20 protein-coding genes are annotated in these 21,097 nt (G+C 69.2%); 10 read left to right on the top strand and 10 right to left on the bottom strand.

What is annotated here, in order from left to right; translation table 11 throughout:
* Window positions 1–72: 72 nt before the first annotated feature.
* Entirely contained in the window at window positions 73–1,479 is a 1,407-nt protein-coding gene (locus tag OG390_RS34475; RefSeq protein ID WP_406173267.1) for a family 2B encapsulin nanocompartment shell protein, read from the bottom strand.
* A 189-nt stretch (window positions 1,480–1,668) separates the two neighbouring features.
* Here OG390_RS34475 and OG390_RS34470 point away from each other — a divergent pair, with 189 nt between their 5' ends.
* The 3 genes from OG390_RS34470 to OG390_RS34460 all read left to right on the top strand — a co-directional run bounded on the left by OG390_RS34470 (window position 1,669) and on the right by OG390_RS34460 (window position 3,620).
* Window positions 1,669–1,902, top strand: coding sequence for a hypothetical protein (locus OG390_RS34470; RefSeq protein ID WP_406173265.1), 234 nt, complete (start codon window positions 1,669–1,671; stop codon window positions 1,900–1,902).
* Between the two features lie 137 nt (window positions 1,903–2,039).
* On the top strand, window positions 2,040–2,630 hold the full coding sequence (locus OG390_RS34465; RefSeq protein ID WP_406173264.1) for an N-acetylmuramoyl-L-alanine amidase: 591 nt from the start codon (window positions 2,040–2,042) through the stop codon (window positions 2,628–2,630).
* A gap of 36 nt (window positions 2,631–2,666) precedes the next feature.
* A complete protein-coding gene (locus OG390_RS34460) occupies window positions 2,667–3,620 on the top strand; it encodes a 1-aminocyclopropane-1-carboxylate deaminase/D-cysteine desulfhydrase (protein WP_406173262.1) in 954 nt (317 codons plus the stop codon).
* A 313-nt stretch (window positions 3,621–3,933) separates the two neighbouring features.
* On the opposite strand, the gene OG390_RS34455 is transcribed toward OG390_RS34460, so the two are convergent.
* Complete coding sequence (locus tag OG390_RS34455; protein ID WP_406173260.1) at window positions 3,934–5,529, bottom strand: Na+/H+ antiporter; 1,596 nt, start codon at window positions 5,527–5,529, stop codon at window positions 3,934–3,936.
* A 61-nt stretch (window positions 5,530–5,590) separates the two neighbouring features.
* Between OG390_RS34455 and OG390_RS34450 the strand changes: the two genes are divergently transcribed.
* The 3 genes from OG390_RS34450 to OG390_RS34440 all read left to right on the top strand — a co-directional run bounded on the left by OG390_RS34450 (window position 5,591) and on the right by OG390_RS34440 (window position 7,705).
* A complete protein-coding gene (locus tag OG390_RS34450; RefSeq protein WP_406173259.1) occupies window positions 5,591–5,851 on the top strand; it encodes a UBP-type zinc finger domain-containing protein in 261 nt (86 codons plus the stop codon).
* Window positions 5,852–6,158: 307 nt separating this feature from the next.
* Window positions 6,159–6,572, top strand: coding sequence for an anti-sigma regulatory factor (locus OG390_RS34445; RefSeq protein ID WP_054228129.1), 414 nt, complete (start codon window positions 6,159–6,161; stop codon window positions 6,570–6,572).
* Entirely contained in the window at window positions 6,569–7,705 is a 1,137-nt protein-coding gene (locus tag OG390_RS34440; protein WP_406173257.1) for an RNA polymerase sigma factor SigF, read from the top strand. The genes OG390_RS34445 and OG390_RS34440 overlap by 4 nt, the downstream gene beginning before the upstream one ends.
* Before the next feature lie 49 nt (window positions 7,706–7,754).
* On the opposite strand, the gene OG390_RS34435 is transcribed toward OG390_RS34440, so the two are convergent.
* Window positions 7,755–8,207: a hypothetical protein gene (locus tag OG390_RS34435; RefSeq protein ID WP_406173255.1), complete on the bottom strand. Its 453-nt coding sequence runs from the start codon at window positions 8,205–8,207 to the stop codon at window positions 7,755–7,757.
* A 148-nt stretch (window positions 8,208–8,355) separates the two neighbouring features.
* Between OG390_RS34435 and OG390_RS34430 the strand changes: the two genes are divergently transcribed.
* The gene (locus OG390_RS34430) at window positions 8,356–9,324 is read left to right on the top strand and encodes a diacylglycerol/lipid kinase family protein (RefSeq protein WP_406173253.1); all 969 of its coding nucleotides are present in this window, start codon (window positions 8,356–8,358) and stop codon (window positions 9,322–9,324) included.
* A gap of 320 nt (window positions 9,325–9,644) precedes the next feature.
* Window positions 9,645–9,902 (top strand): WhiB family transcriptional regulator, encoded by a 258-nt coding sequence (locus OG390_RS34425; RefSeq protein ID WP_006380970.1) that lies wholly within the window; start codon window positions 9,645–9,647, stop codon window positions 9,900–9,902.
* A 201-nt stretch (window positions 9,903–10,103) separates the two neighbouring features.
* On the opposite strand, the gene OG390_RS34420 is transcribed toward OG390_RS34425, so the two are convergent.
* Window positions 10,104–11,570 (bottom strand): sensor histidine kinase, encoded by a 1,467-nt coding sequence (locus OG390_RS34420; protein WP_406178022.1) that lies wholly within the window; start codon window positions 11,568–11,570, stop codon window positions 10,104–10,106.
* 471 nt (window positions 11,571–12,041) lie between these two features.
* Window positions 12,042–12,773, bottom strand: coding sequence for a TetR/AcrR family transcriptional regulator (locus OG390_RS34415; protein ID WP_406173251.1), 732 nt, complete (start codon window positions 12,771–12,773; stop codon window positions 12,042–12,044).
* Between the two features lie 96 nt (window positions 12,774–12,869).
* On the opposite strand from OG390_RS34415, the gene OG390_RS34410 reads away from it, so the two are divergent.
* Complete coding sequence (locus tag OG390_RS34410; RefSeq protein WP_406173249.1) at window positions 12,870–13,622, top strand: SDR family oxidoreductase; 753 nt, start codon at window positions 12,870–12,872, stop codon at window positions 13,620–13,622.
* A 113-nt stretch (window positions 13,623–13,735) separates the two neighbouring features.
* Here the strand turns inward: OG390_RS34410 and OG390_RS34405 are convergent, their stop codons facing one another.
* Entirely contained in the window at window positions 13,736–14,821 is a 1,086-nt protein-coding gene (locus OG390_RS34405; protein WP_406173247.1) for an SIS domain-containing protein, read from the bottom strand.
* A 319-nt stretch (window positions 14,822–15,140) separates the two neighbouring features.
* Between OG390_RS34405 and nagB the strand changes: the two genes are divergently transcribed.
* Window positions 15,141–15,926 carry a glucosamine-6-phosphate deaminase gene (gene nagB, locus OG390_RS34400; RefSeq protein ID WP_406173245.1) on the top strand — a complete coding sequence of 262 codons (786 nt, stop codon included), beginning with the start codon at window positions 15,141–15,143 and terminating at the stop codon, window positions 15,924–15,926.
* 278 nt (window positions 15,927–16,204) lie between these two features.
* On the opposite strand, the gene OG390_RS34395 is transcribed toward nagB, so the two are convergent.
* The 4 genes from OG390_RS34395 to OG390_RS34380 all read right to left on the bottom strand — a co-directional run bounded on the left by OG390_RS34395 (window position 16,205) and on the right by OG390_RS34380 (window position 20,995).
* Window positions 16,205–17,785 carry a glycoside hydrolase family 3 protein gene (locus OG390_RS34395; RefSeq protein ID WP_406173243.1) on the bottom strand — a complete coding sequence of 527 codons (1,581 nt, stop codon included), beginning with the start codon at window positions 17,783–17,785 and terminating at the stop codon, window positions 16,205–16,207.
* Window positions 17,786–17,795: 10 nt separating this feature from the next.
* Complete coding sequence (locus tag OG390_RS34390) at window positions 17,796–18,635, bottom strand: carbohydrate ABC transporter permease (protein ID WP_406173241.1); 840 nt, start codon at window positions 18,633–18,635, stop codon at window positions 17,796–17,798.
* Complete coding sequence (locus OG390_RS34385) at window positions 18,632–19,621, bottom strand: carbohydrate ABC transporter permease (protein ID WP_406173239.1); 990 nt, start codon at window positions 19,619–19,621, stop codon at window positions 18,632–18,634. The genes OG390_RS34390 and OG390_RS34385 overlap by 4 nt, the downstream gene beginning before the upstream one ends.
* A 96-nt stretch (window positions 19,622–19,717) precedes the next feature.
* Window positions 19,718–20,995 carry an extracellular solute-binding protein gene (locus OG390_RS34380; protein ID WP_406173237.1) on the bottom strand — a complete coding sequence of 426 codons (1,278 nt, stop codon included), beginning with the start codon at window positions 20,993–20,995 and terminating at the stop codon, window positions 19,718–19,720.
* Window positions 20,996–21,097: the final 102 nt, after the last annotated feature.

Raw genomic sequence — 21,097 nt, 5'->3', positions numbered from 1 at the left:
CGCTGGGCGCGTACCCCCTCGATGTACCCGCCCCGAGGGGCGGGAACACGGCGACCGCCGGCTCGCGGAAGGTCACCGCCAGCGGCCGATCTCGACGTTCTCCAGGATGCCGAGAGCGTCCGGCACGAGCACCGCGGCCGAGTAGTACGCCGTCACCAGGTAGGAGACGATCGCCTGCTCGTTGATGCCCATGAAGCGCACCGACAGGCTCGGCTCGATCTCGTCCGGGATGCCCGCCTGCTGGAGCCCGATCACGCCCTGCTCTGCCTCGCCGGTACGCATGGCGATGATCGAGGTCGTACGGGTGTCGCTGACCGGGATCTTGTTGCACGGGAAGAGCGGCACGCCGCGCCAGGTCGGGATGCGGTTGCCCGCGATCTCGACGCTCTCGGGGACGAGTCCGCGCTTGTTGCACTCGCGGCCGAACGCGGAGATCGCGCGTGGGTGGGCGAGGAACAGCTTGGTGCCGCGCCTGCGGCTGAGCAGTTCGTCGAGGTCGTCGGGGCCGGGAACGCCGTCGTGAGGTTGCAGCCGCTGGTCGTACTCGCAGTTGTTGAGCAGCCCGAACTCCCGGTTGTTGATGAGCTCGTGCTCCTGGCGCTCCTTCAACGCCTCGACGGTGAGCCTCAGCTGCTGCTCGGTCTGGTTCATGGGCTGGTTGTAGAGGTCGGCCACGCGCGTGTGCAGGCGCAGTACGGTTTGGGCGATGCTCAGTTCGTACTCGCGCGGCGCGGCCTCGTAGTCGACGAAGGTGCCGGGGATGTCCGGCTCTCCGGTGTGGCCGGCCGAGAGGTCGATCTCCTTCTCGCCGTACTTGTTGGCGCGCTGCTCCGGGATCGCGCGCAGCTCCTGGAGGTGGGTGCGCAGGGACTCCGCGCGCTCCGCGACCTGTTCGAGATCCTGGCGGGACAGCGTGAGCACGGTGACCGCGGTGACGGCGCGGGCCGTGTACTCCCAGATGGCGTCCGGGTCGATGAGCGCCTGCTCCCCGAAGTACGCGCCGTCGGCGAGGACACCGAGCACCGCGTCGTCCCCGTAGGGGCCGGTGCCGATCTTCTCGACCTTGCCGTGCGCCAGCAGGAACACCTCGTCGGCCTGGCTGCCGAACGAGGCGAGCACCTCCCCCGGCGCGAACTCCCGCTGCCGACAGCGCTGGGCGAGCTCGCCGAGCACCTCCTGATCCTCGTACGACCGCAGTACGGACAGCTCACCGAGCTCCGCGGGGATGACCTGGACGCGGTCACCGGTCTTCACGAACGTCACGCGGCCGTCGCCCACGGAGTAGCTGAGCCGCCGGTTCACGCGGTACGTGCCACCCTGCACGTTCACCCACGGCAGCATGCGCAGCAGCCACCGTGAGCTGATCTCCTGCATCTGGGGTGCGGACTTGGTGGTGGTGGCCAGGTTCCGCGCGGCGGATGTGCCGAGACTCTGCTGCGGCCTGCCCTGGTCCGCGCGGACCTCTTCGCCTACCGACATGAAAATTGCCCTCCCGGTCGTGCACTGATCTGCGGGGACAAGCCTTCCATCACGGAACGTGGCGGTGCTATTACACGAATGAGCGGGAATGGATCACCGGGACTTGGGCACGCGGCGGACTTCTGTCCAGGGAACTCCAAGATCCGGCCAACCGTTTGCCCCTTTGACGGACAACGACAGGAGACGGCAGTGGCAGGCTTCCTGGACCGTGCGAAAGAACAGGCACAGCGCGGCCTCACGCAGGGCAAGCAGAAGATCGACGAAGTGCAGGCGCAGCGGGCCGGCGGCGACCTCCTCAAGAAACTGGGCGCGGCGTACTACGCGGAGCGGCGCGGCAGCGGCTCCCCCGAGGCGACACAACAGGCCCTGCAGGCCCTGGAAAGCCACATAACGACGCACGGGGACGCGTTCCTGCGCGCGTGAGGGGCCCCTTGCCCGCCTGACCGGATCGGCTCGCACGCTGTGCGAACGAGTAGGCCCGGCCGCCCGATCACGGGTACAAGCTGCGGTACGAGACGGCCGCGACAGGGTGGCCGGCGTGCAGCGCGAAGGAGGCGGCCATGGCCCCACCCATGTCCGCGGGCAGTTTCCTGGACCGGCTCAGAGAGGCAGGAGTCACCGTCGTCGAGGTCGGCGACTGGGAGCATCACAACCGCAACCACAAGGGCCCGTGGGGTCCGGTGTACGGCGTGATGATCCACCACACGGTGACCTCGGGCAGCGAGCGCACCGTCGAGATCTGCCGCGAGGGCTACCAGGGGCTGCCCGGGCCGCTGTGCCACGGCGTCATCACCAAGGACGGCGTCCTCCACCTCGTCGGCTACGGCAGGGCCAACCACGCGGGCCTGGGCGACGACGACGTCCTGCGCGCGGTGATCGCGGAGAAGGCGCTTCCGCACGACAACGAGGCGAACACCGACGGCAACCGCCACTTCTACGGCTTCGAGTGCGAGAACCTCGGCGACGGAAAGGACCCCTGGCCCGACGCACAGCTGGACACCATCGAGAAGGTCTCCGCGGCGATCTGCCGCCACCACGGCTGGACCGAGCGCTCGGTCATCGGCCACCTCGAGTGGCAGCCCGGAAAGGTGGACCCCAGAGGATTCACGATGGCCCACCAGCGGGAGCGCATCCGCGACCGCCTGAAGTGACGAGCGGGCACGGGTGGCCGCCCCGCCCCCGGACAGATGTCCGACAATGGCGGGGTGACCAGCCCTGACGTCCCCGACGCTGCCGAAGAGTTCGGCCCGACGGCCCTGCGGCCGCGACTCCCGTCGCCGCTGCGCGAGGCCGCGGACGAGCGCTTCGCCCGCCATGGCGTCCGGCTGCTGCTCAAGCGGGACGATCTGATCCACCCGGAGCTGATCGGCAACAAGTGGCGGAAGCTGGCCCCGAACCTGGAGGCGGCGGCGGGCCGCACGGTGGTCACCTTCGGCGGGGCGTACTCGAACCATCTGCGCGCCACAGCTGCCGCGGGCCGCCTCCTGGGCCTGCCCACCCTGGGCGTGATCCGCGGCCAGGAACTGGCCGACCGTCCCTTCAACCCCTCGCTCGCCCGGTGCGCGGCCGACGGCATGCGGCTGCACTTCATCGACAGATCGACATACCGCCGCAAAGCGGAGCCGGAGACGCTGACCGCCATCCTGCGCACAGTGGGCGCCGAGGACGCGTACGTCGTGCCCGAGGGCGGCAGCAACTCCCTCGCCGTGCGCGGTTGCCGGGCGCTCGGCGAGGAACTGCGCGACCACGGCGGTGTCGACGTGGCCGCCCTCGCCTGCGGCACCGGCGGCACCCTCGCGGGCGTGGCCGCCGGACTCGGCCCCGACCAACGGGCCCTTGGCTTCCCCGTCCTCAAGGGCGGTTTCCTCAGCGCCGACATACAGGCCCTCCAGCGGGCCTCGTTCGGCACCCGCCGCGGCATCTGGTCCCTCGATGACCGCTTCCACTTCGGCGGTTACGCCCGCACCACCCCCGAACTCGACGCCTTCGCCGAGGACTTCGAGGACCGCCACAGTCTGCCTGTCGAACGTCTCTATGTCGCTAAGGTGCTGTATGGGCTTGCCGTCCTGGCCCAGGAGGGCGCTTTCGCGCGGGGGACGACGGTAGCGGCCGTGATCACGGGAGCACCGTTCCAGGCGTGACGGACCAAGCGGGGAGAACGCGTCGGCTTCAGAGATGATCAGGCCTTCGGCAACCTCTTCGCGGCGGAGCCGGCTCGCCCTCGGGCAGGGTGGCGAACCCTCACCTGGGACGCCTTGATCATCGGCAGCCGGGCGCGGGACTTCGTCACCCGGACCGGCGATGTGCTGCTGGCGGACACCCGCCAGGCGGCCGAGCCGCACTTCGCCGGTATCGGAGAATCATTCGACGCGCTGCTCCTCGGCATCGCGGAAGCACAGGCCGGACCGGCCCGGGGTTCCCGGGCTCCGGGACTCCGGGACTCCGGAGCAGTGCTCACGCCGCCTCCCGATAGGCCGCCGCCTCCTCCAGGTCCAGTCGGCGCAGCAGGGTCCGCAGCATCTCGTCGTCGATGTAGCGCAGGTCCCGGAGCTTCACGAAGACCTCGCGTTCGGCGCCGATCATCTCGCCGGACAGCCGGCGGTAGGTGTCGTCGGCGGTCTCGCCGGTGATCGGGTTGACCGCGCCGAGGCGCTCCCAGACGGCGTTGCGCCGCCGTTCCAGGACGCTGCGCAGGCGGTCGGCGAGGGGCTGAGGCAGGGCGTTGCGCTCGTCGGCGAGAAGTTCGTCGAGGCGTTGTTCCGCGGCCCGGGAGGCCTGCGCCTGGGCGTTGGCCTCGGCGAGTGTCTCGGCCTGCGGGTCGCGCCCCGGCAGCTTCAGGAGGCGGATCAGCGGGGGCAGCGTCAGCCCCTGCACGACCAGGGTCCCGATGACGGTCGTGAAGGTCAGGAAGAGGATCAGGTTGCGATCGGGAAAGGCCCCGCCGCCATGCACCGTGAGCGGGATGGAGAAGGCGATGGCGAGCGAGACCACTCCCCGCATACCGGCCCAGCCGATGATGAACGGTGCCTTCCAGGTGGGGTTCTTCTCGCGCCCCCGGATCCGCGCCGACAACAGCCGCGGCAGGAACGTCGCCGGATACACCCACACGAACCGGGACGCGACCACTACGAAGAAGAGGGCCACCGCGTACCAGGCGGCGCTGGTGCCCTCGTATTGTCCGAGTCCCTTGAGGACGACCGGCAGCTGCAGTCCGATCAGTGCGAACACCGCCGACTCCAGGATGAACGCGACCATCTTCCAGACCGCCTCCTCCTGGAGCCGGGTCGCGAAGTCGACCTCCCAGGAACGGTGTCCGAGGTAGAGAGCGACGACGACCACCGCGAGCACCCCGGAGGCGTGCACCTGCTCGGCGATCCCGTACGCGACGAAGGGGATCAGCAAGGAGAGGGTGTTCTGGAGAAGCGCCTCCTTCAGGTGGGTGCGCAGCCAGTGCAGCGGCAGCATCAGGACGAGCCCGACAGCCACGCCGCCGACCGACGCGAGCAGGAACTCGCCGACGCCGCCCGCCCACGTCGCGCCCTCGCCGACCGCGGCGGCGAGCGCCACCTTGTAGGCGGTGATCGCGGTCGCGTCGTTCACCAGGGACTCGCCCTGGAGGATGGTGGTGATCTTCGAGGGAAGGCCCACGCGGCGCGCGACCGCGGTGGCGGCGACGGCGTCCGGCGGAGCCACCACGGCCCCGAGCACCAGCGCCGCGGGCAGCGGCAGGCTGGGCACGATCAGATACGCGGCCCAGCCGACCACGAGGGTCGCGAAGAGGACGTATCCGACCGACAGCAGCGCGACCGGCCGCAGTTGCGCCCGCAGATCGAGATACGAGCTGTCGGTGGCCGCCGTATACAGCAGCGGGGGCAACAGCAGCGGGAGCACGACCTCGGGGTTGAGCTCGTAAGGGGGCACGCCCGGCACGTACGAGACCGCCAGGCCCACCGCGACGAGCAGGAGCGGTGCGGGGATCGGTGTGCGGCGAGCGGCCCCGGCGACCGCCGCGCTCCCCGCGACCAGCAACAGCAGTGGCAAAACGTGCATCGTCTTCCGCCCGCCCTCGTTTTCGCGCGGCTTTCCGCACACCCGACGTAACCTGGCAATCATGAAACAGTGCACGCACGCCGACGCGCTGCCTCACCCCGAGCCCGAGCCCCTGAGTGAGACCTGTCTGGAGTGTCTGGCCGCCGGCACGCATCCGGTGCAGCTTCGCCTGTGTCTGGAGTGCGGGCACCTGGGTTGCTGCGATTCCTCACCGCTGCGTCACGCGACGGAGCACTTCAAGGACAGCGGGCACCCGATCATGCGCACGTTCGAGCCCGGGGAGAACTGGCGTTGGTGCTTCACCGACCACGTCCTCGTTTGACGCGTGGACGGCATACTGAAAGAACTCGTGGATCACGAACGCGCGTGACCCTCGATCCCGACGGTTCGACGGTCTGACGCCTGGGTACGTCAACCCGGCGCGCGCTCTTCCTATTTGGGCCCGCAGACCCCTAGCCACTGTCCGTACTCATAGGCTTACTATGAGTGACAGCAAGGGGGCGGGGTCCCCAGGACAGGAAACTTGGGAGCGCGGTAGCGTCACCGCTGAACCACAATCGCGTTACCCCGGGGGGCGACCCTCGGCCCCGAGAGAGCTCGAATGAGCTTGTACCACCATGGAGGTGAGGGTGTCCCAGATCGCAGGCGAGCCCGCGACGAAGGACTTCGTGGAAGTCCGGCTGCCGGCCGCGGGTGCCTACCTGTCGGTGCTGCGCACGGCCACGGCCGGGCTTGCGGCCCGTTTGGACTTCACCCTCGACGAGATCGAGGACCTGCGCATCGCGGTCGACGAGGCCTGCGCAATCCTGCTGCAACAGGCCGTCCCCGGCTCGGTGCTCAGCTGTGTCTTCCGGCTCATCGACGACTCTCTGGAGGTCACGGTCTCGGCCCCGACCACGGACGGTCACGCCCCCTCCCGGGACACCTTCGCGTGGACCGTCCTCTCGGCCCTCGCCGGCAAGGTCGACTCGACCGTCGCCGAGGACAAGACCGTTTCGATCAGCCTCTACAAACAGCGCGGCGCGGGACCCGGGCCGGCGTGAGGAACGGGGACGGGCCGGTGCGGGACGAAGAGCGCGGCACACGGGAGCTTCCTGTCGAGCGTGTCGACGGCCTCGGCGGGCCGCGGCGCACGGCGGAAGGCGTCGACGGCATCCCCGAGCAGGCCCGACCGCACCCGGAGGACGGCGCCTCCTCGGCCGTATCCGCAGCGCCGATCGACGAGCACGAACGGGAGAAGCTCTCCGGCCAGGACGACGGGCAACGGGATCCGGAGGGTGCCGCGCGGAGCACGTCCTCGGAGGGGCGACGGCTGGTGACGGGCGGGACTATGAGCGAGCACGAGCGAGACGACGAGCTGGGAGCGCAGAGCGTGCAGGGCGCGCAGCACGGGCCGAGCGCCCAGCACATCCAGCACGACCCCCAGGACCGCAGCGGGGCACGGGCGATGTTCATCGAGCTGCGCAAGCTGAAGGAGGGCAGCGCCGAGTACGCCGAGCTGCGCAACCAGCTGGTCCGCATGCATCTGCCCCTCGTCGAGCATCTGGCACGCCGCTTCCGCAACCGCGGGGAGCCGCTGGACGACCTCACCCAGGTCGCCACCATCGGCCTGATCAAGTCGGTCGACCGCTTCGACCCGGAGCGCGGCGTCGAATTCTCGACGTACGCGACGCCGACCGTCGTCGGCGAGATCAAGCGGCACTTCCGCGACAAGGGCTGGGCCGTGCGGGTGCCGCGCCGGCTGCAGGAGCTGCGGCTCGCGCTCACGACGGCGACCGCCGAGCTCTCGCAGCTGCACGGCCGCTCCCCCACGGTCCACGAACTGGCCGAGAAGCTGGCCATCTCGGAGGAAGAGGTCCTGGAGGGCCTGGAGTCCGCCAACGCGTACTCCACGCTGTCCCTGGACGTCCCCGACACGGACGACGAGTCCCCGGCCGTCGCGGACACCCTGGGCGCCGAGGACGAGGCCCTGGAGGGCGTCGAGTACCGGGAATCGTTGAAACCGCTGCTCGAAGACCTCCCCCCGCGCGAGAAGCGCATCCTGCTGCTGCGCTTCTTCGGCAACATGACGCAGTCGCAGATCGCGCAGGAGGTCGGCATCTCCCAGATGCACGTGTCGCGGCTGCTGGCTCGCACGCTGGCGCAGCTGCGGGAGAAGCTCCTCGTGGAGGAGTGAGACCAGCCGAAGGGGGACCAGCCGAGCGGAACAAGCCGGAGTGGACCGGTTACTTCTGGTCCTGTGCGTCCCCGCCGGGCCCTCGGATTCCGAGGGCCCGCGTCGTTGCCGGGTTCACCAGCAGCACCAGGGCCGCGATCGCGACGACCGCCAGGGCGATGCCGCCGGGGATCGCGATGCTGTCGGCCTGGAGCAGGTTGTAGGCCACGGGCAGCGCCATGATCTGGGTGATGACGGCCGGGCCCCGGCTCCAGCCACGGCGCAGCAGCAGTCCGCGCGCGGCCAGCAGGGGCAGCAGGGCGAGCACGATCAGCGTGACACCGCCGGTGACGGCCTGCTGCCGGTCGTCGGGGTCGCCCGTGAGGCCCAGGACGAGCATGTAGCCGCCGCCCGCCACGAGGGCGAGCCCCTCCAGTGCGGCCAGCGCCGCCGCGGCGGTCAGCCGTCCGGGGCGGGATTCTGCGGTGGGGGCGTCAGGGGTGGGATTCTGCTCAGGGCTCACCCCTGAAGAGTAGCCGTCGACCCTGGGCCGCCGACGGCACCCGGTATACGGACTCTCGTCACCGGGTGGGCAGACTCACGTCCCCATCTCTTACCTGATCCCTACCTCGGTCTGGGATGAGTACCACCCAGTAGGTACGCTGCATCGCATGCGTGCACTTCTCGTGGTCAATCCGGCAGCAACCACCACAAGTGCGCGCACGCGTGACGTATTGATCCACGCGCTGGCCAGTGAGATGAAGCTCGAGGCGGTCACCACCGAGTACCGCGGACACGCCCGGGACCTCGGCCGACAGGCCACGGAGAGCAAGGACATCGACCTGGTCGTGGCCCTCGGCGGCGACGGCACGGTCAACGAGGTCGTGAACGGCCTGCTGCACCACGGCCCCGATCCGGAGCGCCTGCCCCGCCTCGCCGTGGTCCCCGGCGGCTCCACCAATGTCTTCGCCCGCGCCCTGGGCCTGCCCAACGACGCGGTGGAGGCCACCGGCGCGCTGCTGGACGCACTGCGCGAGGAGCGCGAGCGCACGATCGGCCTGGGCCTGGCCGCGGGCACTCCCGGCACGGAGGACGAAGCCGTGCCGTCCCGCTGGTTCACGTTCTGCGCGGGACTCGGCTTCGACGCGGGCGTGATCGGCCGGGTCGAACAGCAGCGCGAACGCGGCAAGCGCTCCACGCATGCGCTGTATCTCCGCCAAGCGATGCGCACATTTTTGGACGAACCTCACCGCAGACACGGAACGATCACATTGGAGCGCCCCGGTGCGGACCCGGTCGCCGATCTGGTCCTGTCCATAATTTGCAATACCTCGCCGTGGACGTTTCTCGGCAATCGTCCGGTGTACGCGGCGCCTAAGGCCTCGTTCGATACCGGGCTCGACGTACTCGGTCTCAGCCGCATGTCGACGACCGCTGTTGCCCGGTATGCCACGCAGTTGCTCACTTCGTCCCCCGAGCGCGGACCCCATGGCAAGCACGCCGCGTCTCTGCACGACTTGACAGACTTCACCTTGCATTCGAAGGTGCCGCTGCCCCTTCAGATGGACGGCGACCACCTCGGACTGCGCACCAGCGTGACGTTCACAGGCGTACGCCGTGCACTGCGTGTGATTGTGTGAGCGGAAGGGCTCAAAGTCCTTTCACTCGAACGTTTAGACCAGGATCCACCCCATGGAAGTACGGCTGTGACCTAGTCGACACCGAGGAATCAAAAAAAACTTTCCTGAAGGGGTTGTATCCGCCGCTGAGGTTTGCGAGTCTCTACGTGGCGCTCGGGACGGCCCGCAACATCGGCCACCACAGAGAGTCCAGAACCCCTCCTCAAATCACAGGACCACGCCAGTCCGTCTGGTAGTCGGCCCTTCACTTGTTGAGGGATTCGTGAAAGCGTTCACATTCACAAGCAACCTGCATGTAATACCAAGGAGAGGTAGCAGCCATGGACTGGCGTCACAACGCCGTTTGCCGCGAGGAAGACCCCGAGCTCTTCTTCCCCATCGGCAACACCGGTCCTGCGCTGCTGCAGATCGAGGAAGCCAAGGCCGTCTGCCGCCGCTGCCCCGTCATGGAGCAGTGCCTGCAGTGGGCGCTCGAGTCCGGCCAGGACTCCGGCGTCTGGGGTGGCCTCAGCGAGGACGAGCGCCGTGCGATGAAGCGTCGCGCCGCCCGCAACCGGGCCCGTCAGGCCACCGCCTGACACCCCACCCCGCACGAGCCTGAGCTTGGCGGCGCGTACAGCGAGTACGCATCTCCCGCCCCCGAGCCGCAGCGCGCAGTACCCCCGATGCGCATAGCAACGTGAGCGTGAGCCCCGAACCACCCAGTGGTCCGGGGCTCATTGCTGTTTGCGGTCGCAGGGATTGCTACTGAGCCTTGGTCACTTGTGCGGCCGCCTCGGTCACTTGTGGGCGAGCACCGGGATGTCCAGGATCACCTGGGTACCGCGCTCCGGGGCGGCCACCATGTCGAAGGTGCCGCCCAACTCGCCCTCCACCAGTGTCCGTACGATCTGCAGGCCGAGGTTGCCCGAGCGGTGCGGGTCGAAGCCCTCGGGCAGACCGACCCCGTCGTCCTGGACGGTGACCAGCAGACGGGCGTCCTTGGTGGTGCCGCCGCGCACGGCCGAGACCTCGACGGTGCCTCGGTCGCCCTCGCGAAAGCCGTGCTCCAGGGCGTTCTGCAGGATTTCGGTCAGGACCATGGAGAGCGGGGTCGCGACCTCGGCGTCCAGGATGCCGAAGCGGCCGGTGCGCCGGCCGGTGACCTTGCCGGGTGAGATCTCGGCGACCATGGCGAGCACCCGGTCGGCGATCTCGTCGAACTCCACGCGCTCGTCCAGGTTCTGGGAAAGCGTCTCGTGCACGATCGCGATCGAACCGACCCGGCGTACGGCTTCCTCCAGGGCTTCTCGGCCCTTGTCCGAGTCGATGCGCCGGGCCTGCAGCCGCAGAAGTGCCGCCACCGTCTGGAGGTTGTTCTTCACCCGGTGATGAATCTCCCGGATGGTCGCGTCCTTGGTGATCAACTCGCGCTCGCGGCGCCGCAGTTCGGTGACGTCGCGCAGCAGTACGAGGGAACCGACACGCGTGCCCTTGGGCTTGAGCGGGATCGCACGCAGCTGGATCACCCCGTCGCCGCTCTCGATCTCGAACTCGCGGGGCGCCCAGCCGCTGGCGACCTTGGACAGTGCCTCGTCCACCGGGCCGCGGGACGGCGCCAGTTCGGCGGTGGTCACACCGAGGTTGTGGCCCACCAGGTCGGCGGCCAGGCCGAGGCGGTGGTACGCCGACAGCGCGTTCGGTGAGGCGTACTGGACGATGCCGTCCGCGTCGAGCCGGAGCAGCCCGTCACCCACCCGCGGCGAGGCGTCCATGTCGACCTGCTGGTCGGGGAACGGGAAGGTGCCCGCCGCGATCATCTGGGCGAGATCGGAGGCGCTCTGGAGGTACGTCAGCTCCAGCCGGCTCGGGGTGCGCACGGTGAGGAGGTTGGTGTTCCGGGCGATGACACCGAGGACGCGCCCCTCACGCCGTACGGGAATGGACTCGACCCGGACCGGAACCTCCTCGCGCCACTCCGGGTCACCCTCGCGTACGATCCGGCCCTCGTCGAGCGCCGCGTCCAGCATGGGCCGGCGGCCGCGCGGGACGAGGTGGCCGACCATGTCGTCCTGGTACGAGGTGGGGCCGGTGTTGGGCCGCATCTGGGCGACGGAGACATAGCGGGTGCCGTCGCGCGTGGGGACCCACAGGACGAGGTCGGCAAAGGAGAGGTCGGAGAGCAGCTGCCACTCCGAGACCAGCAGATGCAGCCACTCGAGATCGGAGTCACCGAGGGCGGTGTGCTGGCGTACGAGGTCGTTCATGGAGGGCACGTCTGCGAGCGTACCCGGCGGATACGACATGCTCCGAAATCGGCCTTCGGCATCGGCTCCGGAAACACCCGCGGGCCGCGGCGCCTGGGAGGGACCCTCAACCCTCCCGGCACCGCAGCCCGGAGCAACAACGGCCGCGGGGTGTGCGGTCCCGGTCGGCCGAAGAGAGGAGCCGGAGCAGTCAGGGCAGAGAGCGCCGGTTCCTCGGTCCGCCTTCCTGTGCGGGGAAGACGGAGGCTTGTTCACTTGCCTGCAATGCCTTCGGTTGCCAAAGCATTGTGGACTAGACCATGGTCCTGCGTCCATGCGCCTTCTGTCCATGCGTCGACGGATGTTAGTTGTTGTCTGCTTATCGAACATCCAAAGGCATCCATCACGCAGACTAACCCGCTTCGGTTCATGAACGGGCCGGATTGGCGGATGAGGTGGCCCGGATTGACGCATGAAGGCGGCCGCCGCGGCTCATGGCCGGGGCCAGAGCGCCATGGCGAGTTCGGCGAGGGCCTCCAGCTGCTCCCTGGAGGCGCCGTCACGGGCTTGCTGGCTCATGCCTTGGATGATCGCTCCGGTGTGCCGGGCGAGGGCGGCCGCGTTCGTGTCGGCGGGCAGTTCGCCCGCGGCGATCCCCGCTTTTATACGACTCTCGAACGCGGCGATGTTGGCATTGCGCCGCTCGCGCAGGGACTGCTCCACCTCCGGTGAGGTGCAGTTGGTGGCCGCATGGATGACCAGACAGCCGTGCGGATGGCCCGGGGCGGTGTACTCGACCGCGGCCTCGCGCAGCATCCGCTCGACCGCGCCACGGGCCGTGGGCTCCTCAGCCAGCGCGCGTTCGCCGAACGAGCCGTACCTCGTGCCGTACTCGCGCACGACCTCGTCGAAGAGCGACCGCTTGTCGCCGAACGCCGCGTACAGACTCGGGGCGCCGATGCCCATGACGCGCGTGAGGTCGGAGACGGAGGTCGCCTCGTACCCGTGCTCCCAGAACGCGAGGATCGCCTTCTCCAGCGCGGTCTCACGGTCGAAGGAGCGGGGGCGGCCGCGCTGCCTGGTCACGGCCTTGGCGTCCTCATGCCTGGTCACGGCCTTGGCGTCCTCATGCCTGGTCACGGCCTTGGCGTCCTCATGCCTGGTCACGGCCTTGGCGTCCTCATGCCGGGCCGCGCCCACCTCGGTCTGCTGCCTGCTCACCATGAGGTGGATTTTATAGCGGGTGCTAGAGAAATGTCGGTGGGCTGTTGTACGGTTTTTCTGTAGCGGTCACTAGTGAAATGGGAAAGGGGCGCCGACATGGGCGTGCTCACGGGCAGGACGGCACTCGTCACGGGTGGCGGCAGGGGCATCGGGCGGGGCATCGCCGAGCGGCTCGGACGGGACGGTGCGCGAGTGGCCGTGCACTACGGCAGCAACGAGGCGGCGGCGAAGGAAACGGTCGCCGCGATCGAGGCGACAGGAGGATCGGCGTTCGCGATCGGGGTGGAGCTCGGACGGCCGGGCGACGCGACGGCCCTGTGGGACGCCTTCGACCGGCAGTCGGACGGGCTGGACATCCTGGTGAACAACGCGGGGATCGGTACGTCGCGGTCCCTCGAGGAGATCGACGAGGCGGAGTACGACAGGGTCTTCGCGGTGAACGTGAAGGCGCCGTATTTTATCGTCAAGCACGGCCTGGACCGCCTGCGGGACGGCGGGCGGGTCATCAACATCTCCTCCGGGCTCGCACGGACCGCCGTCATGCCGGACAAGATGGCGTACGCCATGACCAAGGGTGCCCTGGATGTCTTCACCCGGGACCTTTCCAAGGTGCTGGGTCCTCGGGGGATCACTGTGAACTCGGTGGCGCCCGGCATCATCGACACCGACAACACCGCCGAGTTGCTGCACGGGACCGAGGGCGGATGGGCGCAGGCCTCGGCGATATCGGCGCTGGGCCGGGTGGGGGTGCCGGCCGATGTCGCCGACGTGGTGGCGTTCCTGGCCTCGGACGACGGGCGGTGGATCACGGGGAGTTGGGTGGATGCGACGGGGGGTTCGCTGACATAGGGCCCGCCGTGACCGAGGTGTTGGACCGGGCGGCATGCCGAAGCCGTGCCGACGGAGTGCCGAGGGCCGTGCCGGCGGGGTGCCGACGTGCCGGGTCCGGCGGACCCTGAGTCTCAACGGGTCTCCGTCACCTTCGCGAGGGCGCGCGGCGCGTCCGGATCCTGACCGCGGGCGACGGTGACCTCGTAGGCCAGGAGCTGGAGCGGGAGGATCTCCAGGATCGGCTGGACCTCTTCGGCGACGCCCTCGGTCGGCAGGACGAAACCGGCCGAGGCCTGTTCGACCTGGGCCCGGGGGCCGATGACGACGAGGTCGGCGCCGCGGCCGCGCAGCCGGTCGAGCACGGGCTGGAGCGCTTCGCCGCCATGGCCGTCGGTGACGACCGCGATGACCGGCGAGATGTTGTCGACCATGGCGAGGGGGCCGTGCAGGAGGTCGGCACCGGAGTAGGAAAGGGCGGGGATGTAGCTGGTCTCCATCAGCTTCAGGGCGGCTTCCTTGGCGGTGGGATAGCCGTAGCCGCGCGAGGTGATCACCATGCGCTCGGCGAAGCGGTAGCGCGAGGCGAGGATCCTGACCTCGTCCTCGCGGGCGAGGAGACCGGCCGCGAGGTCGGGCAGCACCTTCGCGGGAGCGCCGTCGCCGCCGCGCAGACCTTCGACGAAGAGGTAGAGAGCGAGAAGGGAGGCCGTATAGGTCTTGGTGGCGGGGAGCGCCTTTTCCGGGCCGGCCATGATGTCGATGTGGTACTCGGAGACGGCGGCCAGCGGTGAGTCCGGGTTGTTGGTCACCGCGAGGGTGATGGCGCCGCCCTCGCGGGCGGCCCGGGTCGAGGCGACCAGGTCCGGGGAGCCGCCGGACTGACTGACGGTGACCACGAGGACGTCGGTGAGATCGGGGTGCGCGCCGTACGCCGTGGTCGTCGACATCGAGGTGAGCCCGCAGGGCAGGCCCAGGCGGATCTCCAGGAGGTACTTCGCGTACAGGGCGGCGTTGTCGGAGGTGCCGCGGGCCGTGAGCAGCACGAAGCGCGGCTTGCGGGAGGCGATCTGCCGGGCCACGTCCTGGATCCGGGGCGCGCCTGCGTCGAGGATCCGCCGCAGCACGTCGGGCTGTTCGGCCATCTCCCGGGCCATGATCCGGCCCGGGCGGTCGCCTTGGGATGCGCTGTGGGGAGCGTGCGGGGGCGTGGCGGTCATGGGTGCCTCCTTGTGTGCGGTGAGCCCTGTGCGGTGTGCGGTGTGCCGGGCGGTGTGCGGCGGGAGTCGGTGTGCGCTGGGCTGGGTGCGGGGTGCCGCGTGCGGCGTGAGTCGGTGTGCGCTGCGCCGGGTGCGGCGTGCCGCGTGAGTCGGTGTGCGGTTTCCATTGCACTCCCCCGGGTGGGGGCGCGCGCGTCCGGGTGAGGCCTTGGGGGCGACGGGCGAGTGACGCTCTGCTAGATTGGTCTATACCACATGTCTCCCCCTTCGGGTTCCAGTTGAGTCCCCTGAGTCCCCTCTCCAGATCGGCAGGCCCAGCGTGGAAGTTGTCATCGTCCCGGACGCCAAGGCGGGCGGCGAGCTGATCGCCGAGGCCATGGCCGAGCTGCTCCGGCGCAAGCCCGACGCCCTGCTCGGCGTGGCCACCGGCTCGACTCCGCTGCCCATTTACGAGGCTCTGGCGGCCAAGGTGAGCTCCGGTGCCGTGGACGCCTCGGGCGTACGGATCGCGCAGCTCGACGAGTACGTGGGGCTGCCGGCCGAGCATCCCGAGTCGTACCGTTCGGTGCTGCGACGGGAGGTGCTCGAGCCGCTGGGCCTGGACATGGACGCGTTCATGGGGCCGGACGGCACCGCGCAGGACGTGCAGGCCGCGTGCGAGGCGTACGACAAGGCGCTGGCGGAGGCCGGTGGGGTGGATCTGCAGCTGCTCGGGATCGGGACGGACGGGCACATCGGGTTCAACGAGCCCTGCTCCTCGCTCGCCTCGCGGACCCGGATCAAGACGCTGACGGAGCAGACCCGGGTCGACAACGCGCGGTTCTTCGAGGGCGACATCGAGCAGGTGCCGCACCACGTCATCACCCAGGGCATCGGCACGATTCTGGAAGCGCGACATCTGGTGCTGCTGGCGACGGGTGAGGGCAAGGCGGACGCGGTTGCCGCGACGGTGGAGGGACCGGTTGCCGCGGTGTGCCCCGCTTCGGCCCTTCAGCTTCACCCGCACGCCACGGTGGTCGTGGACGAGGCGGCGGCTTCCAAGCTGAAGCTTGCGGACTACTTCCGGCATACGTTTGCCAACAAGCCGAGCTGGCAGGGGATTTAAGCCGGGCTGGTGTGTGCGAGGGCGCCGGAACTCCCTTTACAGGGGCTCCGGCGCCTTCTCATGTCGGACTCACGGCCGTCGGACGGGTGCGGCCCGGCGGGCGGTGGCTGCCCACCCTCCCCCAAGCTCTCGGCTTCCCTCGAGCAGGGAGACCCATCGTCGAGCAGGGGGACCCCAACGCCCCTTGCGGAATGCGCGCCCACACACCACGGCAAGCTCGCACGGCAGCCTCGGCGAGCGCGCCACACCGGCCGCCCCTGCCTGGCCCACCGCGCGGCTCACGCCCCCGTGATGACCTCCGCCGCCGCCAGGCCGCACACCCTTGCCGCGCCATGGGTGGCGATGTGCAGGGCGCCACGGGGTGGGGACTGGGGTACGCCCATCTCGACCACGATGGTGTCGGGGCGGGCCGCGAGGAGGGTGTCGAGGGCGGCCGCCATCCAGGGATGACGGTGTTCGTCCCGGACGACGGCGACGATGCGGCGGGAGCCCGCGGCGGCGAGGGCCGAGGGGCCGGCGTCGTCGCCGGTGAAGCTGCCGGTCTCCGTGCCGGGGAGCAGACGGGCCAGTTCCGCCGCGACGCCCCAGGGGGTCTCTTCGCCGACGGCGATGTTCGCGACCGGGGTGAGGGCGGCGACGTACGGGGCCTGGGTGAGCGGGGCGTACGTCTCGGAGTGGGTCACCGTGAGCGCGCGCCGGGCGGCCACGAGGCCGACCTCGACACGATCACTCGCGCCCGCACCCACTCCCGCACCGGCACCGGCACCGGCACCGGCACCGGCACCCGTAAGTACGCCCGGTCCCCCGCCCGCACTCGTGCCCCCGGACGAGGCCGTCCAACGAGCCAGTTCCCGCACCCGGCCGGCCGCCTCCACGAGTCGTTCCTCCGGGAGTTCGCCGGTGCGCACGGCGGAGACGAGGGCGTCGCGCAGGCGGCACACCGTGTCGTCGTCCGCCAGTCCCCCGCCCACGCAGATCGCGTCGGCGCCGGCGGCGATGGCGAGCACGCTGCCGCGTTCGATGCCGTAGGTCGCGGCGATGGCCTGCATCTCCATGCCGTCGGTGACGATGAGGCCCTCGTAGCCGAGTTCCTCTCGGAGCAGGCCGGTGAGAATGCGGCGGGAGAGGGTGGCCGGGCGGTCGGGGTCCAGAGCGGGGACCAGGATGTGCGCACTCATCACGGCGCGGGTACCGGCGGCGATCGCGGCCCGGAACGGGGCGAGTTCGCGGCCCTCCAACACCGACAACTCGGCGTCGATGCGCGGCAGCGCGTGGTGCGAGTCGACCGCCGTGTCGCCGTGGCCCGGGAAGTGCTTGGTGCAGGCCGCGACGCCGGCCGCCTGGAGTCCGGTGACGTAGGCCGCCGTGTGCCGGGCCACCAGATCGGTGTCGGCGCCGAAGGACCGCACGCCGATGACCGGGTTTCCCGGATTGGAGTTGACGTCGGCGGACGGGGCCCAGTTGAGGTTCACGCCGCAGGCGGCCAGCCGGCGGCCGAGCTCGAAGGCGACATGCCGCGTGAGCGATACGTCGTCCACGGCGCCCAGCGCGTGGTTGCCCGGAAAGGACGAACCCGTCCGCACCTCCAGGCGGGTGACATCACCCCCCTCCTCGTCGATCGCGACGAGCACGTCGTCGCGTTCGGCGCGCAACTGGGCGGTCAAGGCGGCCAGTTGCCCGGGCGAGGCGATATTGCGGCCGAACAGGCCGACCGAGGCGAGGCCTTGGCCGAGGCGGCGCAGCAGCCAGTCGGGGGCCGTGGTCCCCGTGAAGCCGGGCTGCAGGACGGTCAGGGCGTCACGGGTCAGGCCATCTTTTTCTGAATTGGACGCAGCGGTACCACTGGCGAGTGTCGTCATCGGGGTGGCGTTATCCCTTCACGGCGCCTGCGACAAGGCCACTGACGGCCTTCCGCTGCAGGAAGACGAAGAGGATCAGGATCGGTACGGCGAAGAGCGAGGCCGCCGCCATGGTGGCACCCCAGTCGTCGCCGAAGGTCGTCTGGAAGCTGGACAGCCACAGCGGGAGGGTCTGGGCCTCGATGTCCTTGTTGAGGATGAGGACCATGGGGAACTCGTTCCAGGCGGTGATGAACCCGAAGAGCGAGGTGGCCATCAGGCCGGGCGCGAGCAGCGGGAAGATCACCTTGATGAAGGCCTGGGTGCGGGTGCAGCCGTCGACCATGGCCGACTCCTCCAGCTCCTTCGGCACGGCGGCGACGTATCCGCGCAGGGTCAGGATGGTGAAGGGCAGCACCATGACCATGTAGAAGAAGGTCAGCGGGACCAGGCTGTTCAGCATCTCTCCGTCGCGCACGATCATGTAGATCGCGATGACCATGACCTCCCAGGGGGCCATCTGCGCGATCATGAACGTGACAATGAAGCCGCGCCGCCCCCTGAACCGCATCCGGGCGAGCGCGAAGGACGCGAGCAGCGCGATGACGAGCGACATGAGCACCGACAGCACGGTGACCGTCACGGAGTTGCCGACCAGCGTCCAGAAGTGGTCCGCGTCCACGGCTTTCTTGAAGTGCTCGAACGTGACGTCGGTCGGGAAGAAGACCGGGTTCTCGGCGATGATGTCGCCGGTCGGCTTGAAGGCCGTGGCGAACATCCAGTAGACGGGGAACGCGAAGACCACGAAGAGGACGATCGCTGTCGCGTTGGGCCAGAGACGGCGGATCGCCGAAGAAGCAGTGCGCTTCACAGCTCGTCCTCCTCCTGCTTGAGCACGGTGCGCAGGTAGTACGCGGTCAGGGCCAGCAGGATCAGGATGGTGAGGAACGAGATCGCCGCGCCCATCCCGAAGTGCTGGTTGCCGACACCTTCGACGAAGGCGTAGATCGGCAGGGTCTCGGTGAGCCGGTTGGGACCGCCCTCGTTCATCACGAAGATCTGCGGGAACGCCTTGAAGACCCAGATGACCTCAAGGAACGTCGTGGCCCACAGGAACGGTCGCAGGAACGGGAAGGTCACCGAGGTGAAGGAACGCCAGGCGTCGGCGCCGTCCAGCGAGGCGGCCTCGTACAGCTCCTTGGAGATCGTGGTCGTCGCGGCGTAGAGGTTGATCGCCACGAACGGGACGGACTGCCAGACGATCAGCAGGGTGACCACGGAGAAGGTGGAGAACTGCGTGCCGAGCCAGTTGTAGTCGGCCATGGAGTGCCAGCCGAGCTTGTCCAGGACCCAGTTGACGACGCCGAAGCGCTGTGCGAAGAGCCACTGGTAGACGGTGGTGGCCGCGACCACGGGCATCGCCCAGGCCAGCACCAGTCCGAGCATCAGCGTCAGCCGCATGCGCCTGCCGAGCCGGGCCAGGAGCAGGCCGATGAGGGTGCCGAGCACCATGATGAGGACGACGTTGGCGGCGGTGAAGACGACCGACCGGCCGACGACCTTCCAGAAGTCGGAACCGGACAGCACGTCCCGGTAGTTGTCGATCCCGTTCCACTCGGTGAGGTGGAGGATCAGTTGCCGCGGGTTGAGGTTCTGGAACGACAGCATGCCGTTCTTCACCAGGGGCCAGCCCAGAAGCACCGCGGTGGCTGCCAACGCCGGCAGCAGGAGCAGATAGGGCGCGGACGCGCCGCCTCGTCCCTTCGTCCGGCTCTCCCCGTCTCCCGGTGGGGACGCGTCACTCTCGCGGATCCCGGCCGCCGGGACCGTGTCCGCGCGTTCGGTCTGCACTGACATGCTCGCCATCTCTCTGTGGCCCTACTGGTCGATGCACCACTGCTCGATGCACCACTGCGTCGGGGCGCCCACTTCGGGGCGCCCCGGCACGGGTGATCAGCTCGTCTGCGAGAGACGCTTGTTGATCTCGGCCTCGACCTGCTTGGCGGCGTCGGCGGGCGACTTACCGTTCAGCACCGCGGTCATGTAGGTCTTGATCGGGTTCGGGGCGTTCTCGACGGCGGCCCATTCGGGGATCAGCGGCGTGGTGCCGCCGCCGGCCGCGGCCGGGGCGGCGGCCACGGCGGCGGGGTTGGCCGAGAGGTTGGTCTGCAGCGACTCCTTGTTCGGGATGACGCCGTTCTCCTTGGCGAGCGCGCCCTCGAACTTGTCGGACAGGGCCAGCTTCAGGAACTCCTTGGCCAGCTCCTGCTTCTTGCTGCCGGCGGCCACCGCGAAGTTGGAGCCGCCCAGGAAGACGCCCTCGGGCTTGTCGGCCGTCTCACCCGGGATGGTGAAGTAGCCGATGTTCTTCTCGATGCTCTTGTTGGCCGCGATGGCCGTGCCGGCCTCCCAGCCCATGCCGATGAAGGCGCCGGTCTTGCCCTTGGCGAAGACCTCGGCCTGCTGCGGGGTCGCCTCGTCCTTGTCCTTGGGGGCCTTGGAGTAGGCCTGGTACTCCTTGTAGATCTCCATGGCCTTGCCGACCTTCGGGTCGGCGAGGTTGGAGACGTACTTGTCGCCGTCCTTCTTCACCAGGTCGGCGCCCTGGCCGATGGTCAGACCGTCGAAGAAGTACCAGTTCTGGCCGGGCAGGTAGATCGGCTCGGCGTCGGTCTTCTTGTCGATGGCCTGAAGGTCCTTGAAGAACTCGTCCCGGGTCTTCGGGGTGTCCTTGATGCCGGCGTCGGACCAGATCTTCTTGTTGTAGACGACGACGCGGTTGGCGAAGTACCACGGGGCCGCGTACTGCTTGCCCTGGTAGACCGAGGAATTGTTCAGGGCCGCCGTCCAGTCGGCACCGATCTCCGACTTGAGGTCCGACAGGTCCGCGAGACCGCCGGTGGCCGCGTAGGCGGGGGTCTGGGTGTTGCCGACCTCGATGACGTCCGGCGGGTTGTCCTCGGAGAGTGCGGTGGTGATCTTCTGCTGGATGCCGTTCCACTGCTGGGTCTGGAACTTCAGCTTGGCGCCGGTCTTCTTCTCGAAGGCCGCCGTCAGATCCTTGGTCCAGCCGGGAGGCGTCGAGCCGTCCATCGCCCAGACGGTCAGGGTCTGCCCCTTGAAGCCGTCGGCACCCGCCTTCTTGCCACTGTCGCCGTCGTCGCCCCCGCACGCCGCGATGGAGACCATCATGCCCGCGATACCGATCGCGGCTATCAGCTTGCGCTTCACGCCACCCTCCTCAGGGATGCCACAAACCCCCTGGCTCCCCGCGGTGACATAAGACGTGTACCGCCCGTGGGGCCGGGACTGGACCAATGGTGTAGACCAGTA

Origin of the sequence: Streptomyces sp. NBC_00996, assembly GCF_045162675.1 — a bacterium.
GTDB lineage: Bacteria > Actinomycetota > Actinomycetes > Streptomycetales > Streptomycetaceae > Streptomyces.
Note: the sequence above shows the minus strand (reverse complement) of the source record. Positions and strands in the feature narration are given on the sequence as shown.

Excerpts from the sequence above, each read along its gene's own strand:
- OG390_RS34460 (WP_406173262.1), top strand. The coding sequence starts at position 2,667 with ATGTCCGACAATGGCGGGGTGACCAGCCCTGACGTCCCCGACGCTGCC.
- OG390_RS34465 (WP_406173264.1), top strand. The coding sequence starts at position 2,040 with ATGGCCCCACCCATGTCCGCGGGCAGTTTCCTGGACCGGCTCAGAGAG.
- OG390_RS34395 (WP_406173243.1), bottom strand. The coding sequence starts at position 17,785 with ATGACGACACTCGCCAGTGGTACCGCTGCGTCCAATTCAGAAAAAGAT.
- OG390_RS34415 (WP_406173251.1), bottom strand. The coding sequence starts at position 12,773 with ATGGTGAGCAGGCAGCAGACCGAGGTGGGCGCGGCCCGGCATGAGGAC.
- OG390_RS34405 (WP_406173247.1), bottom strand. The coding sequence starts at position 14,821 with ATGACCGCCACGCCCCCGCACGCTCCCCACAGCGCATCCCAAGGCGAC.
- OG390_RS34450 (WP_406173259.1), top strand. The coding sequence starts at position 5,591 with ATGAAACAGTGCACGCACGCCGACGCGCTGCCTCACCCCGAGCCCGAG.
- OG390_RS34410 (WP_406173249.1), top strand. The coding sequence starts at position 12,870 with ATGGGCGTGCTCACGGGCAGGACGGCACTCGTCACGGGTGGCGGCAGG.
- OG390_RS34425 (WP_006380970.1), top strand. The coding sequence starts at position 9,645 with ATGGACTGGCGTCACAACGCCGTTTGCCGCGAGGAAGACCCCGAGCTC.
- OG390_RS34430 (WP_406173253.1), top strand. The coding sequence starts at position 8,356 with ATGCGTGCACTTCTCGTGGTCAATCCGGCAGCAACCACCACAAGTGCG.
- OG390_RS34420 (WP_406178022.1), bottom strand. The coding sequence starts at position 11,570 with ATGAACGACCTCGTACGCCAGCACACCGCCCTCGGTGACTCCGATCTC.
- OG390_RS34455 (WP_406173260.1), bottom strand. The coding sequence starts at position 5,529 with ATGCACGTTTTGCCACTGCTGTTGCTGGTCGCGGGGAGCGCGGCGGTC.
- OG390_RS34475 (WP_406173267.1), bottom strand. The coding sequence starts at position 1,479 with ATGTCGGTAGGCGAAGAGGTCCGCGCGGACCAGGGCAGGCCGCAGCAG.
- OG390_RS34385 (WP_406173239.1), bottom strand. The coding sequence starts at position 19,621 with ATGTCAGTGCAGACCGAACGCGCGGACACGGTCCCGGCGGCCGGGATC.